We start from the raw sequence: 18314 nt of genomic DNA on the forward strand, positions 1-18314 counted from the left end.
GAATACAAATATGTTATTGAAATCCGATAATATTAATATATATTAAAGTTATTTTGCTGCAAATATTTTGATTTTTCTCAGATGGGATATAAAATGAATAAAAATTATAAACTGATTGATTTGTTTTGCGGCGCTGGTGGATTGTCATTGGGATTTTCAAATCTATTTGGCCATCATTTTGAACCAGTATGGGCTAACGATTTTAACCAATACGCTGCTACCACCTATAACAAAAACTATGGAAATCATTGTGTTGTAGGTGATATTGTAGATATTTTAAACGATCCACACACGCAGATTCCTGCAGCTGATGTTGTTATTGGCGGTCCACCGTGTCAAGGATTTAGTTTGTTAAATAGAAAACGTACTGGTGATGTTCGAAGAAGCCTTTGGCGTCCCTATATGGAAGTAGTAGCTCGATCTAATGCAAATATTTTTGTAATGGAAAATGTTCCTCAGTTGCTAGCTTCCGAGGAATTTAATGAAATTGAAAAATGCGCTACGAAATTAGGATTTTTGCATTTAGCCAAAGCTAAACTTTGTGCTGCTGATTATGGTGTGCCACAAGTGCGATATCGTGCTTTTATTATCGGTTGCAAATTTGCAGATCCTACGCTAGTCTTTCCTCCACTTAAAACTCATTATAATCCAGATGCGGTTTCAGTAAAAGAACTTGTCTCCAAAGGTTATATCAAAAACGCCAAACCTTGGAAAACTGTACGAGATGCCATCGGTGATTTACCTGTACCTCAAGGAGTACAGATTAGAACCGATGCGCCTGCTCCCTTAGACTTGCATTTTGGACGCACCCCTACAGAAATTAGTCTAAAGCGATATCGAGCTATTCCTGATGAAGGGATGAATCGTTTTGATTTGCAACGTGTATTGCCTGAACTAACCCCAAAATGTTGGATTAATAAAAAGTCTGGTGGTACAGATTTGTTTGGCCGATTATGGTGGGATAAGCCTTCTGTTACTATACGCACAGAATTTTTTAAACCTGAAAAAGGACGATATCTACACCCCTGCCAACATCGACCCATAACACATCGTGAAGCCGCTCGTATTCAATCCTTTCCTGATTCATTTCATTTTACCGGGAGCAAAATAGAAATTGCCAAGCAAATTGGTAATGCGGTTCCTCCGCTTCTTGCTGCACAAATCGCAGAATGTGTAGAGCAACTTTTAACTATGCAACCGATACAAGAATAAACCGTATTATAAAAAGTAGGTGCAATTATGTCTCGACGCTCACAACCCACAAATGTACCAGAACAACTCCGCAGGGAATTAGTATCTCTTCTGACTAATTTTGCAGAAGAGCTTAAACATGACAACCTTAGACGGAAAGTTGTAACTTTAGTGCCTGCATTTCATACATTAAGGGATTTAGGAAGTTCACTTATTGCTACAGATGACAGTATAGGAGCCCGAGATCGCATCATCGCATATCTTAAGCAGTATCCAAAAATAATTATTGATGGCGATGAGCTAATGGTTGTATCCGGTATTGGTGAGTGGGCGCGGCGAGTGCGAGAACTACGAGTACAATATGGATGGTGGATTTATTCTGGAGTTACATTTAAACAAATGGCCCAAAACAGTGATGATGTACAAGAATTCAGAGCTATTGGAATTGATCCGCTACTTATTAAACCAGATCAATATGTTTTAATGAGTACCACTCAAGATTTAGAAGCTGCATACCGTTGGAATGTACTCGATGATATTCGCAAGCAAAAGATTTCGACAAAATCAAAGATTCTAGAGTATCTAAAGAAAAATATCGGTAAACAAGTAACAGGAGAAGAGCTTAGCGCTTTAACCAAAACAAAGGAATGGGCTAGAAGAGTCCGCGAATTACGTACCGAAGAAGGTTGGCCTATTGTTACTAAAAATGCTGGACGGGAGGATCTACCTGTAGGGGTATATCTTCTTGAGAGCGATCGACAAGCACACGCACATGATAGAAAAATTCCTGATCCTGTACGAGTCAATGTTTTGACTCGAGATCATTTCAGATGTACAAAATGTGGTTGGTCGAGAGATATGCTTAGCCCCGATGATCCTAGAAAAATGCTTGAATTGCACCATATACATCAACACAAAGATGGTGGATCTAATACAGCTGAAAACTTAATTACATTGTGTAATGTGTGCCATGACGAAGTGCATCGTCATTGATATCTCTAATATTCGATGCACGCCTTTAACAATTTGTCTATAAGCATATTACATATTAGTATGCACAAGTACAATCATATATGCAGAACTCTCAGACATGCTTAAAAACCACTATTACGTTATCATCACCAATCATGACCGTAATGAATCTATACTCATCAACATTGATAAATACGCAGAATACGAAACGTTTCTGTACCATCTTGTATATTTCTGAGAAACTTGCAGAACCCCCAAAAGCCGTCGATCCCCATACGCAGTGATCCAATCATAATAGTATATGTGAGATGCTTCTCGAACAATATGGCTTATAAAATCAAGTATCTCTCTGATTTCTATCCCCAAAAATGTTAGCTACAGACCTCATGAAATGCAAAAGCAAATCGTCCATTTTTACCGTCCATTAACCGTCCGAACGCTTTTTTCACCATTGAATTTTCCCAATTCCTAGCGTCCCAAAAGGCAGAAACCAACCCAAACGGGACGGTTTTACACGATATTTTGTTAGTTGAAACAGTTTCACAAACGCTACGAACCAAAAGGTCGGGGGTTCGAATCCCTTCTGGCGTACCAGATCAACCGGTTATTTCGTTTGAAATAACCGGTTTTTCTTATTTTCTGATACATTTAAGGCAACGCCGCACAATTAAAGCAGCAGCGCTTTAATTGTGCGGCGTTGCCCTAATATCATGACCGGTATGGCAGATGATTTTTGAACACTGTAATTTATCCAAATGAATCGTTTCTTCTTTACAAACCTAAAAAAAGAGATGGCAGAAGCATTTTTACTTCCATCATCTCTTTTTCTTTATGTAACTTCTCGTATATCGTGTTGTGCTTGACACCTGCACATTCTTTGACACCAATCACATCTTCGGCGTACTCACCGAAGATTTTGCGGTTGTCGATCTCGTAACCCTGTCGAATTTTTCCATATTCTTCAAATATACCTTGACTACGGATCCACATTTCAATGCCTGTACCAAATATCTCAGCAGAAACATCCCATCCTCCATCCGAAGACGTTTTGACCTCAGCCGTTCCCCTTTTCGGAGCTGTCGCCGGTCTCTGGTCTGCACCAGATCAGGAAGTAAGGGAACGGCAGAAGTTCAAAAAGGAAAGAAAAATAAAAGGACGTACCATAAAAGTACGTCCCTTCCCTTATTCTGCTTCCTGCAGATAATATCCGATGCCTCGCTCGGAGATCAGCTCGGCCTTCGAGCCGACCGCACGCAGCTTGCGGCGCACAAGTGTCAAATAAACCTCGATGTTATTGTAGGTCGCGTCCCTGTCTGCTCCCCAGACCTTCTGGTGCAGCATTTCACGCGGCAGCACCTGTCCCGGTTCCCGCAGGAACATCTCTACAAGCTGCAGCTCCTTGCCGGACAGACGGACTTCGCCGTCATTGCTCGACAGCACACAACGGCCGCGGTCGAGCGTCAGATCGCCGGCGGTCAGGATTTCACTCTGCATCATTCTCGGCCGACGGGCCAGTGCATTGACATGCGCCAGAATCTCATCGCTCTGGCACGGACGCATGAGCACATTGTCCGCACCCGCATTCAGAATACGGATACGCGCACGCGCAGTCGTGTGACCTGCCATGACGAGCAACGGTGTCATATCACCGCTTTCTCGCAGAGAGTACACCGCGTCGATAGTCTTCTCATCCAGCTTAGTGGCATTGTACACGATTACATCATATATATTCTCCGAAATATCAAGCGTGTCGCTCTCCGGCTGCTGATCATACAGAATATGTTCATGCTTGAAAGTGGCGAACAGGCGCTCGTCCTGCTCTGCATTGATTAACAAAATACGCATGAGAACATCTCCTCCTATCGGTGTAACCATTGTGCCGAACTTGTGTGGATTTTTTGTGTATAGCTTATGGATAAATTGTTAAATTGATTCTTTTTCATCAAGCCGCCGTCAAGCGAGGCGGCAACCGATTTTCAACATTCACGGAATATAAAAAAGGGAGAAAACAGCGTTTTCTCCTTTTTTTACAATTTACAGAACGATAAGCTGCTTGGGTGCATCGGTCAGATCAATGCAGCCGTCCTCGATGACGTACAGCATATCCTCAATACGCACGCCGAACCTGCCCGGCAAATAAATGCCCGGCTCTGCGGTGACGATACTGCCTGCCGGCAGCGGCGCTTCTCCGCGCGGAGAGGCAACCGGAGCCTCGTGGATCTCCAGTCCTACACCATGGCCAAAGCCGTGACCGAAGGCATCACCGTAGCCTGCCGCCTCGATAATCTTACGGCCTGCCGCGTCAACGTCCCGACCGGTCACACCGGCCTTGCAGGCGGCAATACCTGCAAGCTGTGCGTTCAGCACCGTGTCGTACACGGTCTGCATCTCGTCGGTGACATGGCCGACCGCGACCGTGCGCGTCATATCCGAGCAGTAGCCGTCATAGATGCAGCCGAAGTCCATCGTCACGAAATCGCCCGCTTCGATGGTCTTTTCACCCGGTACGCCATGCGGCTTGGAGCTGTTCGCGCCCGAAACGACGATCGGATCAAACGACATGTTCTCCGCACCGTAGTGCAGCATGAGGTAGGTCAGCCGTGCCGCGATCTCCTTCTCGGTCACGCCGACCTTGATGTCGTTCAATACCTCCTCAAGCGCCTGCTCGGCGATTCGCTGTGCCGCAACGATCTTCTCAACCTCGTCCTCTTCCTTGCACATGCGCAGCTGCTCCACACCATCCTCGAGACGGACAGCTGTCGCGTGCAGCGCCGTGCCCCAGGACATGAACTCCGCATAGGTAAGCGTTTTGTCCTCGAGAGCGACCTTTTTTGCGCCGTCCTCGTCGAGCAGCTCATTGATGAGCGCAGAATAACTCTGCCCCGCCTTGATCTCGCGCACCTCAAAATCCTTGACGGCCGCGTGTGCCGCTTCGACATAACGGAAATCCGTGAAGAATACCGCCTGTTTGGCCGACAGGTACACCGCGCCTGCCGTCGAGTGAAATCCGGTCGCGTAGCGGCGGCTGATCTCACTGGTCAGTACCAGCGCGTCATACGGCTGCTCGAGCAGCATGGCACGCAGTTCGTTTCTTTTCATGGTAATCGCCTCTTAAATATTAGCCGATGATGGATTTTACCGCATCTACGGCGAGCAGATAGCTGTGCTTGCCGAAGCCTGCAATGACACCCGCACACACCGGTCCGATGACCGACTTGTGGCGGAATTCCTCGCGCGCGTGCACGTTGGACATATGTACCTCCACGCAGGGCAGGCGCACAGCCGCAATCGCATCGCGGATGGCGTAGCTGTAGTGCGTGTACGCACCGGCGTTCATGATGATCGCATCGCAGTCCTCACGAGCCGCGTGAATGCGGTCGATCAGCGCACCCTCGGAGTTGGACTGAAACACCGCGCATTCCATCCCCAGCCGTTCGCACTTCTGTACAACCTCCGCATTGATGGATGCCAGCGTGTTCGAACCATAAATGCCCGGTTCGCGCTGACCGGTCAGGTTCAGGTTAGGACCGTGGATCAATAATACCTTTTTCATACGTTTATACCCCTTTGCATAGTTCTACAAAGCGTCTCCGTAGGGCAAATGTCCTACTTTTTACTTTTCCGCCTGAGCCATAAAGCACTGCTTCATGGCGAGTGCGTCCTCCGCCTGCGTGCCGGCGGATTCGCAGATGAATGTCGGTGCGTAGCCGCGCACAGCGGTTTCCTCCGCGACCGGCGTGAAATCCGGACCGTATACCGTATCCGCAAACGTCAAATGGCGCACCTCGCCCTTATCGTTATACTCGATATGAGAGAAGTGGGCGTGCAGTTTAGCCGTGCGCTCATGACCGATGGTATTTTCCATCAGATCGAACAGCGCTCTCACTTCCTCGCGGGTGTTCATATGGCCGCCCGTGCGGCAGTTGAGATGACCGAAGTCGATGCACGGCAGCAGGCGGTCATCGGCAGCCACCAGCTCGCAGACCTCCTCGGCGGTGCCGAGCACGCTCTTTTTTCCCATGGTTTCCAGACAGACCGTGCAGCCGGTCAGGTGGGCCTCCTCCAGCGCACGCAGAATATTTTTTACGTTTTCGTGCGAGTTGCGCATGGCGCGGTCACGGGTCAGTTTGCCCTGACCGCCGCAGTGCACGACCATGCGTGTTGCGCCAAGCGGCACAGCCAGCCGCGCGGTCTCCAGCACATAGCCGACGTTTTTCTCCATGCGCTCGCTCTCCTCGGACGAGAGATTGATGAAATACGGCGCATGAATGCTCATCTGAATGCCGTGCTGCTCAGCTGCCGCACCGATTTTGAGTGCGGTCTCCTCGCCGCAGCGCACGCCGCGTCCGCACTGATACTCAAACGCGGTCAGTCCCATCTGTTCGAGCCATGCAGGCGCATCCTCGCTTTTCTTGAAGCCTGCGGCGGCAAACGACTCCGAGTTGCCCGCAGGACCGAATTTCGGCTCAGCCATGATGTGCTCTCGCCTCCATTCTGCGCCGTCCGCGCGCGATAAAACCGCGCTCAAGCTGATAGCGCACATTGATCCAGAAGAACCGACGGTCGAGCGTTTCGACATAGCAGGTCAGCGCGCCCGCGCGGTTGCCGCCGAACACGTCGGTGAAAATCTGGTCGCCGATGACGGCAATCTCGCGCATGGACAGGCCAAGCCGGTTTGCCGCCTTGCGGAAGCCGCGGGAAAACGGCTTTCCGGCATGGCTGATATAGCCCACACCGAGCGGCTCGCAGAACTTCCCTACCCGCTCGGGATGGTTGTTGGAGAACACCAGCACAGCAATGCCGGCATCCTTCAGCCGATCGACAAAGAGGTGCAGCGTATCGGGCGGCAAAGCAGCCTTGTGGGACGCCATTGTGCCGTCCAGATCGACCAGCACGCCGCGTACGCCGTGGGCAGTCAGCACCTCCGGCGTAATATCGTAAATCGAATCAAATACATAATCGGGAATCAGTTTGCTCATTCATACACTCCTGTTAATACCCGTATTCTAATTTAGCGTAATGCTACATATAGTGTAATGGAATTTATTCAAAAAGTCCAGAAAAGAAGCTGTTGCAAAACTACAGTTTTGCCGACAGGAGAAACGGACCGCGGGCCGTTCCAACGTATTTCTATCATCAAGGAGTTGACGATTATGGTCTACACGAAAAATCTTATTCTGGTATGCACCGGACGCGACACAACGAAAGCCGCTTCGCTCGGCATGCCGGTTTTGCAGCTTTGCCTTGGTATTTCACCGTCCGGAGCGCTGCAGCGGCTCAAGGTGTCCGCGGTGCAGCGGCACTGCCTGCTCGGCGTGACCGACCCGCCGCAGGCTATCAACTTCTGCAGCGCAGAGCGCATTGCCGCCGATCTGGTTTTCGAAGCGCGGCGTACGGAAGCGCCCGGCGTATTCGCGGATTTTGAACACGATACGCCGCTGAACCGCCGCCTGCTGGCCGCATTCGACGAAGCACTGTACGATGCGGATATTCCGCTGTATGTGCCGCTCGAGTGCGGACGCACGCTGTCGCACGCGATACTCACGGTCTCCACCGCGATTTCGGGCGGCAGTCTGACCGAGTACATTTCCTCCCTGCAGGGCATTTACGGCGCTGCGCGGATTGCCGCGTTTCTGCAGCCGGTTTCGCAGAATTTCACCCTGCCGTCACCCACGCCGAACGGCGTTTCGCTCAGTGCCGCAGCAAGAGCCGCGCTGCTCGCGCAGACCGGCGCACAGCCGTTCTTTTCGCGCGAGCTGTGCGCGAAATACTTCACCTACATGAATGCAGACGGACAGGCACACTTTGTCCTGTACGACGATGATTCCACGCTGGCGGCCAAGCTGGCACAGCTGGCGGGCTGCGGCGTGCAGAATGTGTTCGCGCTGTTTCCGGATGCGGCAGGGCTGCTGAAGCCGCAGACGTAAGGCAACACTGCACAATTAAGACTGCGGCGCTTTGCGGAAATTTTGCACCCTGACTTTATAGCGGTCCCTTGCGCAGGCTCTGGTCGCGCTGCCGCTGATTCTACGGTAATACATCAAGTATTACCGCAAAACCGCGCCTCGTCAGTGCACAAAATCCACTCGCAAATCGCTCTTGTTTAATCATGCAGTATTGCCTTAATCCGTCGTGATATGCGCGGTTGTGGCGCGTACCAGCTTGATGAGATCCGCCGGTGCACATTCGATCTGGAAACCGATCTTGCCCGCAGAGACCATCACGGTCGGGACATTGTTCACGCTCTCGTCAAACACGGTCGGGAACGCCTTCTTCATGCCCACCGGCGAGCAGCCGCCGCGTACATATCCTGTAAGGCCCAACAGTTCCTTGACATGCACCATCTCGACCGACTTTTCGCCTGCCGCCTTGGCTGCTTTTTTCAGGTCAAGCTCCTTTGCGACCGGAATAACGAATACATGAAAGCCGCCCGATTTGCCTCGTGCAACCAGCGTCTTGAATACCTGATCGGGGTTCTGGCCGAGCAGTTCCGCAACCGAAACACCGTCTACGGCGTCCTTGCCGTGCGGGTATTCGTGCGGCTTATAGGCGATCTTGTGCTGCTCGAGCACACGCATTACATTTGTTTTATCCGAAGCCATATTGTTCGCTCCTATCTGCAATTTATACAAATATTATAGACTTCACTTGTGCGATATGCAAGGGAATATCGGAATTGAAAATTGAGAATGAAGAATGGAAGATTATCGCGGCGGTTGAATCAATACGTCATTTGTAAATTCATTTGCACGCGCATACCCGCAGGGGCGAACCGTGATCGCCCAAGCCATCGTTAAATGGGTGCGGGAGCACACTGTGCTCCCCTACGGGGTAGACTGTACAGACATTGGACAACTGCGGTACCCATTTTGCCCGCCATTCATTCTCCATTATCTATTCTCAATTCAAAAAGGGAACCGAAATCGGTTCCCTTTTTGCTTACTGCTGCGGATTTTTCTTATGGAAGTTAAACTTCGGCAGCTTGATTTTCTTAAACAGGCCGGAAAGGCGGGCAGCGACGCTGTCGGTCAGCGAATAGTAAACCGGAGTGATGAACAGCGTTGCAATGGTGGAGATAACCATACCGGTCATCATGACAACACCCATCGGCTTCATCATTTCGGAGCCTTCGCCGCTCGAGCATACCATCGGCACAAGGCCGAGGATAGTGGTCATAGCGGTCATCAGCACCGGACGGACACGACGCGGACATGCGTTCAGGATAGCCGTATTCTTATCCTCACCGCGCTGACGGCGCTGCAGGGTATAGTCGATCAGCACGATGGACGAGTTGACGACTGTACCGGCCAGAATGATAACACCGAGCAGTGCGACCATGGAAACATGATTTCCGGTCGGCCACAGCAGGATCATCGAGCCAAGCAGACCGATCGGCAGGATCAGCATGATTGCAATCGGCAGCGAGAACGAGTTGAACTGCGTTGCCAGAATGAAGTATACCAGCATAATTGCCACCGCAAGGGCCAGCATCAGCGTACCGGTGGTTTCCGCGATCTGCGAAGCAGCGGTATCGCCTTCGCCGACCTCTACGCCGTCCGGCAGCTCGTACTTGGCAACAATGTCGTCAACGGCTGCCTTAATGGCATTGCTGTCGCCGGATTCGCTTTCACCGGTGATGGTTACGGTCTCCTTCTGGTTCTTGCGCACGATGGACTGCGGGCTGAGCTCGGTGTAGACATCCGCCACCATGGACAGCGGTACGGTGCCGCCGGTCATGGTCGGAATCTGCATGGAGCGCAGTGCGTCCAGACTGGTTGCTACATCCTCGTCGCCGGCGACGGTAACGTCGTATTCCTCACCGTTCATGCGGAGCGTGGTCGCGGTCGATCCGGTCAGCTCACCACGAACCAGACCGCCAATGGTGGCCGCATTCAGACCGAAGCGAGACGCATTCTCGCGGTTGATCTTAACGGCAACACGCGGGGTCTGCTCGCCTGCCGAGGACTCAACATTGATGGCATCCGGCAGGGCGCTGATCTGGTTTGCCAGATCGTCTGCCGTCTCAGCCAGCTGGTCGTAGTCATCGCCGGTCAGCTCAACGCTGATGTCCGAATCCGTGGACATCGACATGGTGCTGCTGGTCGAAACCGTCAGTTCACAGCCTGCAATATCCTGCAGGTCATGGCGCAGCTGCTTGGCGATATCCGCTGACGAGCGGTCACGCTGATCGAGATCTACCAGCGAAATGGTAACGCTTGCGCCCGAGGACGAGGACATGATCGAGGTCGAAGAACCGGTCGAGTAGTAGATCTGCTCCAGCTCCGGGATGGTATCAACTGCGATGGCCGCAATGCGGTCCTCGATAGCGGCAGTGTCCTCCATAGTCGAACCGTTCGGCATGGAAACCGCAACACTCACCTGACCCTCATCCATCTCCGGGATGAGCTCCATGCCCGCCTGGCTGACGCTGAGCACGCTGACAATACAGATGACAACGGTCAGCGCGACGCCTGCCCAGCGGTGGGTGATCAGGAAATTCAGCGAACTGCGGTATGCACGCGACAGCGGCTTTTCGGTGATCGGCGTTGCGCCCGAGCCCTGCGGCTTGATGCTCTGCTGCTTGGTGCCGCCGAGCAGGAAATAGCACAGCAGCGGCACGAGCGTGATGGAAATGATCAGCGAGCTGAGCAGCAGCGCTACGATGGTGATACAGAATTCCTTGAACATCATGCCGGCCATGCCGCCGGAAAGTGCGATCGGCAGGAATACGGCGACCGTGGTCAGCGTGGAGGCGATAACTGCACCGATGACCTCGCCGGTGCCCTTGGTGCAGGCCTCCAGACGGTCGTAGCCGTCCGCTCGATAGGTAAAGATGTTCTCCAGAACAACGATGGAGTTATCCACGATCATACCTACGCCGAGCGTGATACCGCCGAGCGACATCATGTTCAGCGTAATGCCCAGCACGTTCATAATCAGGAACGTAAACAGGATACAGCACGGCATTGCGATGGTAACAGCCATGGTCGCGCCGAAGTCGCGCAGGAAAAGAAACAGCACGATCGCGGCGAACAGCACGCCCATCCAGATGTTCTGAATAGCGTTATCAACCGTCATGTTGATATAGTCGGACTGATCCATAACGATATTCCACTGCAGGGAATCGTTGCTCTTAAGCAGGGAGTCAAACTCAGCCTTTGCCAGCTCGGCGATCTGCACGGTGTTCGAGCCGGACTGCTTGTTGACCGACAGGATGATACACTCCTCGCCGTCAACCTTGGAGATGGCATCCTGATCCTTGGGCTGCATGGAAACATCCGCAATCTGGCTCAGACGGACCGTGCCGCCTGCCGGAAGCGAGATCAGAGCGTTCTTAACATCATCAATGGACGAATACTCGCCGTCCGTGCGGACAGCCAGCGTCTGCGAACCGTTATCCAGATCGCCGCCCGGAATGGCGATGTTGTCCGCGCCGAGCTGCTGACCGATGGACGAAATGGTCAGGTTGTAGCCCTTCAGGCGGGAGGCGTCCGTGTGGACTGCGATCTCCTGCTCGTAGCCGCCCGAAATATCAACAGACGCTACGCCGTCCAGACGCTCGAGCGCCGGCTGAATCTCGTCCTCGGCGATGGACTGCAGAGAAGCCAGATCGTTGCCGCGCAGCGCGACCTGCACGACCGGCATGGAGTCAATATCAATCGACATAACGGTCGGGTCGGATGCGTCATCCGGCAGCTGGCTCTTTACCTGTGCAACCTTGTCGCGCAGGTCGGTCATTGCCTGATCCATATCGGTATCATTCGTAAACCGGATGACCAGCATAGCCATATTCTCGGACGAGGTGGACTGGAGCGTATCCAGACCGGACAGACCCGCTACCGCACCCTCGAGTTTTTTGGTTACCTGCTGCTCAATATCCTCCGGGCCGGCACCCGGGTAAGTAGCGTAAACAACCGCTGCCGGAACCTCCATGGACGGCATGAGCGCCAGCGGAAGGTTCTGGAAGCTGTAAAAGCCAAACACAACGACCAGTATGTACAGCAGGATGGTCATTACATGGTGTTTGATAAAGGTTTGTGCGAATTTCATGCGCGCTTAGCCCTCCCCGCCGTCTGCGGCGTCCGAGGTGACGACATGCACGGCTGCACCGTCCGACAGATAGGACTGACCCTTGGTAACAACCCGGTCGCCCGCCTTGAGGCCGGAAACGATCTCGGTCGAATCCTTGGTAACCAGTCCGGTAGTGACGGTAACGCGGGTTGCGGCAGTGCCATCCGCATTTACGGTGAACACATACTGCTCGTTGTTGTTGCCGGTCAGGATGGACTCGGTCGGCACGGAAATCGTGCTTGCGCGGCGGTCGGTATAGAAGGTGACGGTAGCAAACGCGCCGATCGGCGGCTTGGTGCCGGACGGCAGAGAAACCGAAACGTCATACAGATTGGTCTGTGCATTGGCAGCCGCCGGCAGCGTGCTGACCGTACCGTTCATCGGCTCCTTGGAGACAGCGGAAACCGTGACGCCTGCGGTATCGCCGACCTTGATGCCGGTGAATACGTCCTCAGCGACAGAAACCTGCACCTCAACCGCACCGTTCTCGGCAATAACCACGCTCGGCTGCGCCGAGGATGCCATGCCGCCGCGGTCTACGTTTACAGCCGTAACCGTACCCGAGCACGGAGCGGTTACCGTGCCAAGGCTTGCCTGCTTGTTGATCTGGTCCATAGACGCCTGAATCTGCGCCAGAGACGCGGACTGCTGGGCCTCAGCCTGCGCGACACCTGCCTGCGCCTGCGTCAGTGCCTGCTTAGCCTTGGTCAGATCCTGCTCGGCAGCCGCACCCGCTTCAAGCAGCGCCTCGGTGTTGCTGACGGCAAGCTCCGCCTGCTCCACACCGATCTTCGCGGATTCGATCGCACGGTCGGTCGCGGTCTTGGTAGCGCTGTAGGATTGCTGCAGCGAACTCATCGTCGAAGTAACCGTCGAGGTATCCACCGTAAACAGGGTCTGACCCTTGGAAACCGTGTCGCCTTCGCTGACGTTCAGCGTCTGCACCTGACCTGCCAGCAGCGGGAACACCTGCACCTCATTGACGGCGGCAATCTTGCCATTCAGCGTGTACTCCGAGCTCATCGCACCCGAGGTAACATCGGTTACCTCAACCGCAGTGCTGTTTGAGCTTTCCTCCTCGGTTTCCTCTTCCTTGCCGCAGCCTGCACACAGTACCATCGCACCGGCCAGCAGCGCCGCAAGGATTCGTTTGCTATTGCTCATCGGGGTCCTCCAATTCATTATACATATCTGCTATATTCGCAAAAGCGGTCAGCTTATCAAGCTGTTGCCGTAATTACACCGCGTTTTGCCCACTGATAGGTGTTGTAGGCGGTCAGCAGATCAATACGCGCTGCAACCTCGGTCTCCTGTGCGGTGGTGAAGGTATCAAGCGCATCCGTGTACGCCATCTTGGAGATCATGCCGCGCGTGTACTGCACCTGACTTACCGAAAACGTCTTTTTTGCCTGTGCGAGATCGGCGTCCGCCGCAGCAAGCGCGGTCTGCTTCTCCTGCAGGTCGGTATACAGCTTGCGGAAAGAAGCGGTCGTGCTCTCCTTCTGTGCGTCGCGGTCGATCTTGGCTGCCTGATAAGCATACAGCGTGTTGGTCTTATTGTTCTCGTAATCGTCGGACGCGGTCTGCATTGCGTACTCCTTGGAGTAGATCGCGTAGCTGTTCTTGAGCGCCTCGGCAAGATCCTTGTTATAATCAATGGAGGTGACCTGCTCGGCGGTTACGACCGGAAGATCGCTCGTTTCGATCTGCGTACCGGTGGTATAGCCGCACTGGATAGCGAGCGTGTTGGTCAGCGCCTCTACCTGCGTGGTCAGCGAGGCCTTGCTGGCAACGGCGCTCTCTCGCTGTGCCTGCAGGCTCTTGAGCGTATTTACACCGGTCATCCCCAGCTTTACCTGCTTCTGCACAGTCGCAATGTTGCGGTCAAGCTGCTGAATACTGCGGTTTGTCTGGTTGAGCGTATACTTCATGCCGCGCAGAGAAATGTACGTGTTTTCCGCACTCAGGCAGATCTCATCGGCTGCATTCTGCATCTGACGGCGGGTGTTATCAACCGTTTTCTCCTGATCCTCCTCGGCGTCGTCCTCGTCGTCGTCGAGGTTCTTATACGATGCTTCGGCGGCTGCCAGATTGCGCTGCAGGATGGAAATCTGGCTCTCAAGCGTCTTGCGCAGACCGGCGTTCGCCTCGTCGGTTCCCAGTTCCTTCAGCGTTTTCTGCAGTTCCTTGATCTGCTTCCGGTAGGATGAAATCTGCTCAGAAAGCTGGAAATAGCTTTCGATGTACCGGTCGCTTACATCGGTCTTTTCCGCGCTGAGCACGGTGTTGTTGTTCGCCTTGATGGTGACGTTGTTCCGGCGGACGGTCTCCTCCAGCTTGTCAAACGTCAGCTTGACCGGCGCCGTCGGCTGGGTCTGAGTGGTGCCGGTGGTGTTCGTCGCAGTCTTGGTATCGGCGGCAAACGCCGGTACGACCATGCCGCACAGCAGAGCGGCGGAAAGACCGGCTGCAATGGTTCGTTTCATTATAATATATACTCCTCTCTTATGCGGCTGCGGTGGTGATAAGTACGCCTTCCTTGGCCCATTCGTACTGGTTATATGCGGTATACAGCGACAGATACGCGCTTTCCACATTCAGCTTTGCGGTCGTTACGGCATCCTGCGCCTGCTGATACGCCAGCTTGGAAATGATGCCCTTCCTGTACTTGACGGTCGCGGTTTTCAGGTCAAGCTCCGCCTGCGACTGCGCGGTTCGCTTGGCTGCCAGAGTCGTCCGGCAGTCCTTGACGGTCTTGTAGGTGCTGTCGAAGGCAGCCACTACCGACTCCCTGGCCGCCGCCAGTGCGTCCTCAGCGGACTTGACCGCCTCGGCGGTACCGCTGATGTTCTTGTCGTACGAATTGTATGCGCTGCGCACAGCGTCCTGCTTCTGCCAGATGAGAAAGCTGTTCTTCTGTGCCAGCTCCAAATCCTTATTATAGGACATCTTATCCAGATTGCCCTCGTACAGCGTTTCAAAGTCGGCCGGCATCACGATGGTGTTCGCGTCCAGACCGCACATGAGCGCAACGCTCGAACCGAGGTTTTCGCGGGTGGTCTCCAGCGTGTCGATGGACTGCGCCAGCTTGTCGCGCTGATTCTGCACCGTGTCAAGCTGCAGCTGCCCAATCATGCCGAGTTTTCTCTGCGTTTTCAGCACAGCCAGATTGCGGTCCAGCTGTGTGAGCGTTACCTGCAGGTTTTCCTTGGTGTAGCCCAGATTTTTAATGGTAATCAGCATGGTCTGTGCACCGAGCGCCAGCTGACCGGAGACGTTTTTCGCCTGCTTGCGCAGCGTGTACGCCGCGTCATCCAGCTGGGACAGCATGGCCATCGCCTGCTGCATGCCGCTGACCGCGTTCTGGTTCAGGCTGGTCTGGTAATCCTCTAATACCTTTAACTGTGCCGCATAGGTCTTATAAAGATCACTGGTTGTATCCAGTCTGTCCATGGCCTTTTTCATATTTTCAATCAGCGCAGCGTAGATTTCCATCTCGCTCTCGCCGGTCGCACCGGACGCCGAACCCGACATATACGAGCTGCTGTCCAGAGAAGCTGCCGTTTTGTTCAGCATTTTCACCGTGTTATTGTCGCTCTCCACGGTGCGCTTGACGCCCAGCAAACCCATTTTCTTGACGGTATAAGCCGCCGGTTTGCTCTGCGTGGTGCTCATCCCGGTCTGCGATGCCGCCGGTTGTCCGGTGCTTACCGCACCTGCAGGCCATACAAATCCGGCGCACAACACCAGAGACAGCAGTGTGCGCTTCCAGTTTGCTTTCATATAGGCTCCTTTCTCACAACAATTCCCTTGTGATAATGCTGGTGTGAATGTATTCGATGCTCTGCCGCGGCGACTCTCCGGTACGCAGTGTATGCGCCAGCACTTCGATCGCGCGCGTCGTCTGCGCCGAAAAATCCTGATCGACGATGAAATCCAGCCGTCCGTCCTCCAAATACTGGCGCGCATGCGGCGTCAGATCGTGACAGACAACGTGAATGCGTCGATTGGGCTTTGCGCGCTCGAGCGCGTCCATACAGCCGCGCACGGACTCGTTTGCCATATAAATACCGCGCAGACGCGGGTTCTGCCGCACCTGCTGCAGTACGCCGTCGTAGGTCAGCTCATACTGCTCGACGCTCTCGATGACGTTGACGTTTACGTTATCATCAAAAATCTCGTGCAGACGGTCAAGGAAGCCGCGCACACGCAGTCCGTGCGCCGTGAATTCACGGTTGCCGGTAACGACGAGCACATCCTGTCCCTCAACGTACGGTGCAAGCAGTCCGGCGGCAATCCGGCCGGATTTGACCATGTTCTGTCCGATATGATACAGGCGGCGGCTCTGCCGCACATCCGAGTCGCAGGTAACGACCGGAATGCCGATTGCGACCAGTCGGTCGATCTCCTCACTCATCGCTACCGTGTCCGGCGCGGTGACAATGAGACCGTCAATGCCGCGCTCCTCCATGCGTCCGATGGCCTCGAAATACGCACGGTGCGAGCGATTTTTCAGCTCCTCCACCAGCACATTTACATCATTTAATCCGCGGTTGTGTACAGCCACGCGAATGCCCTCACGCATCCGGCGGATGAAAAACGCATCCCAGCTCGGCAGAATCACGCCGATGCGGAACGCGCCGTGTCCCACACGGGCGGCCTGCCGCTGCGACGGCGTTTTGTAGCCGTATTCGCTGATTATTTTCTGCACGCGCTCCCGCACCTCCGGCGCTACATTCGGTCGGCCGTTTACAACTCGGTCCACTGTTCCACGCGATACGCCGCACTGCTCTGCGATCCACTGTGCAGTTACCTTCATAAGATATTCTCCTTTTCAGGCATCCATGTATCCTCTTTTATCCCTAAAAGACACATTTTTGCCACAATACGTTCATATTTTATCATAGTGCAGTAAAGCGCACAAGCGTTTCACCGCATTTTAGACACCAACGTGCAATGTGTTGCATTTTCCTGTGCATTTTCTATTTTAGCACAATGCACGGATATTTTGCACGATTTTTTTGCGCTCCGCTTTGCTATTTTTCACCAAACCGAAGCCCCAAAATTGGGCGGTGCGCTGAAAAATACGCTGCACCCTTGAAGCACACCCGCAAGTGGTTTATAATAGAATCACCTTATATAAAAGGAGAGAATTCCAATGGGCATTTTGAAAATTGGCGTTGTAGGCTGCGGCCGAATCGGCAAGCTGCACATTAACAACCTGATCAACTCCGTACCGGGCGTTCAGGTAGTAGCTGCTGCTGACCCGATGCTTGATAAGTCCGGCGCACGCGAGTGGCTGGCAGAGCGCAAGATCACCAACGTTTCCACCGACTTTATGGACGTTATCAACAATCCTGAGGTAGACGTAGTATTCGTTTGCTCCTCCACTGATACGCACTGCGATGTTTCCATGGCAGCAGTTCAGGCTGGCAAGCACGTATTCTGCGAGAAGCCGATCGACTATGATATCGACAAGATCAAGAAGCTGCTCGCACTCGTTGAGGAGAAGGGCGTTAAGTTCCAGGTAGGCTTCAACCGCCGCTTCGACCACAACCACAAGGCAGTTGCAGACGCAGTTAAGGACGGCACGATCGGCGATCCGCATATCGTTATCGTTTCCTCCCGTGACCCGGAGCCGCCCCCGGCTTCCTACGTTGCAGTTTCCGGCGGTATCTTCTACGATATGATGATCCACGACTTCGATATGGTTCGCTACGTAACCGGTTCCGAGGCTGTTGAGATCTCCGCTGTTGGTTCCTGCCTCGTTAACCCGAACCTGCAGGAAGAGTCCAGTATTCCGGACGTTGACACCGCTGTTGTTACCATGAAGATGGCTAACGGCTGCATCGCTGTTATCAACAACTCCCGTCAGGCAGTTTACGGCTACGACCAGCGCGTTGAGGCGTTCGGCTCTAAGGGCATGGCTTCCGATGCCAACGACCTGCTGAACACCACCACCGTACTGACCAAGGACGGCGCTCACTCCGAGAAGCCGCTGTGGTTCTTCCTCGAGCGTTACAACCAGGCATTCATCAACCAGGTTATCTCCTTCGTTGATGCAATCAACAACGATACCC

At 53.4% G+C, this 18314-nt stretch carries 16 protein-coding genes; 4 read left to right on the top strand and 12 right to left on the bottom strand.

Annotated elements, in window-relative coordinates; translation table 11 throughout:
* Positions 1 to 93: 93 nt before the first annotated feature.
* Both DW088_RS13610 and DW088_RS13615 read left to right on the top strand, forming a co-directional pair.
* Positions 94 to 1212 (top strand): DNA cytosine methyltransferase, encoded by a 1119-nt coding sequence (locus tag DW088_RS13610; RefSeq protein WP_118361357.1) that lies wholly within the window; start codon positions 94 to 96, stop codon positions 1210 to 1212.
* A gap of 27 nt (positions 1213 to 1239) precedes the next feature.
* Complete coding sequence (locus DW088_RS13615) at positions 1240 to 2184, top strand: HNH endonuclease (RefSeq protein WP_118361359.1); 945 nt, start codon at positions 1240 to 1242, stop codon at positions 2182 to 2184.
* Positions 2185 to 2934: 750 nt separating this feature from the next.
* On the opposite strand, the gene DW088_RS13625 is transcribed toward DW088_RS13615, so the two are convergent.
* From DW088_RS13625 to DW088_RS13650, 6 genes are all read right to left on the bottom strand, one after another.
* Positions 2935 to 3153: a hypothetical protein gene (locus DW088_RS13625; RefSeq protein ID WP_118361361.1), complete on the bottom strand. Its 219-nt coding sequence runs from the start codon at positions 3151 to 3153 to the stop codon at positions 2935 to 2937.
* 192 nt (positions 3154 to 3345) lie between these two features.
* Positions 3346 to 4008 carry a response regulator transcription factor gene (locus tag DW088_RS13630; RefSeq protein WP_158574704.1) on the bottom strand — a complete coding sequence of 221 codons (663 nt, stop codon included), beginning with the start codon at positions 4006 to 4008 and terminating at the stop codon, positions 3346 to 3348.
* A 189-nt stretch (positions 4009 to 4197) separates the two neighbouring features.
* A complete protein-coding gene (locus tag DW088_RS13635) occupies positions 4198 to 5262 on the bottom strand; it encodes an aminopeptidase P family protein (protein ID WP_118361365.1) in 1065 nt (354 codons plus the stop codon).
* 19 nt (positions 5263 to 5281) lie between these two features.
* Entirely contained in the window at positions 5282 to 5716 is a 435-nt protein-coding gene (gene aroQ / locus DW088_RS13640) for a type II 3-dehydroquinate dehydratase (protein ID WP_110435870.1), read from the bottom strand.
* A gap of 60 nt (positions 5717 to 5776) precedes the next feature.
* Entirely contained in the window at positions 5777 to 6637 is an 861-nt protein-coding gene (locus DW088_RS13645) for a TIM barrel protein (protein WP_118361367.1), read from the bottom strand.
* Positions 6630 to 7142 (bottom strand): YqeG family HAD IIIA-type phosphatase, encoded by a 513-nt coding sequence (locus DW088_RS13650; protein WP_118286169.1) that lies wholly within the window; start codon positions 7140 to 7142, stop codon positions 6630 to 6632. The genes DW088_RS13645 and DW088_RS13650 overlap by 8 nt, the downstream gene beginning before the upstream one ends.
* 174 nt (positions 7143 to 7316) lie before the next feature.
* Here DW088_RS13650 and DW088_RS13655 point away from each other — a divergent pair, with 174 nt between their 5' ends.
* The gene (locus DW088_RS13655) at positions 7317 to 8090 is read left to right on the top strand and encodes a hypothetical protein (protein ID WP_118361369.1); all 774 of its coding nucleotides are present in this window, start codon (positions 7317 to 7319) and stop codon (positions 8088 to 8090) included.
* A 195-nt stretch (positions 8091 to 8285) separates the two neighbouring features.
* Here DW088_RS13655 and ybaK read toward each other — a convergent pair whose 3' ends face one another.
* From ybaK to DW088_RS13685, 6 genes are all read right to left on the bottom strand, one after another.
* Positions 8286 to 8765 carry a Cys-tRNA(Pro) deacylase gene (gene ybaK / locus DW088_RS13660; protein ID WP_118361371.1) on the bottom strand — a complete coding sequence of 160 codons (480 nt, stop codon included), beginning with the start codon at positions 8763 to 8765 and terminating at the stop codon, positions 8286 to 8288.
* A gap of 337 nt (positions 8766 to 9102) precedes the next feature.
* A complete protein-coding gene (locus tag DW088_RS13665; protein WP_118361373.1) occupies positions 9103 to 12213 on the bottom strand; it encodes an efflux RND transporter permease subunit in 3111 nt (1036 codons plus the stop codon).
* A 6-nt stretch (positions 12214 to 12219) separates the two neighbouring features.
* Positions 12220 to 13398, bottom strand: a complete 1179-nt coding sequence (locus DW088_RS13670; protein WP_158574705.1) for an efflux RND transporter periplasmic adaptor subunit — start codon at positions 13396 to 13398, stop codon at positions 12220 to 12222.
* 56 nt (positions 13399 to 13454) lie between these two features.
* Positions 13455 to 14720, bottom strand: coding sequence for a TolC family protein (locus DW088_RS13675; protein WP_158574706.1), 1266 nt, complete (start codon positions 14718 to 14720; stop codon positions 13455 to 13457).
* Between the two features lie 19 nt (positions 14721 to 14739).
* Positions 14740 to 16017 carry a TolC family protein gene (locus DW088_RS13680; protein WP_158574707.1) on the bottom strand — a complete coding sequence of 426 codons (1278 nt, stop codon included), beginning with the start codon at positions 16015 to 16017 and terminating at the stop codon, positions 14740 to 14742.
* A gap of 13 nt (positions 16018 to 16030) precedes the next feature.
* A complete protein-coding gene (locus DW088_RS13685; protein ID WP_118361381.1) occupies positions 16031 to 17053 on the bottom strand; it encodes a LacI family DNA-binding transcriptional regulator in 1023 nt (340 codons plus the stop codon).
* Between the two features lie 339 nt (positions 17054 to 17392).
* Here DW088_RS13685 and iolG point away from each other — a divergent pair.
* On the top strand, positions 17393 to 18314 hold a 922-nt coding region (gene iolG, locus DW088_RS13690; RefSeq protein ID WP_118361383.1), incomplete at its 3' end, for an inositol 2-dehydrogenase.

Source organism: Butyricicoccus sp. AM05-1 (genome assembly GCF_003474415.1).
GTDB classification, from domain to species: Bacteria; Bacillota; Clostridia; order Oscillospirales; family Butyricicoccaceae; genus Agathobaculum; species Agathobaculum butyriciproducens.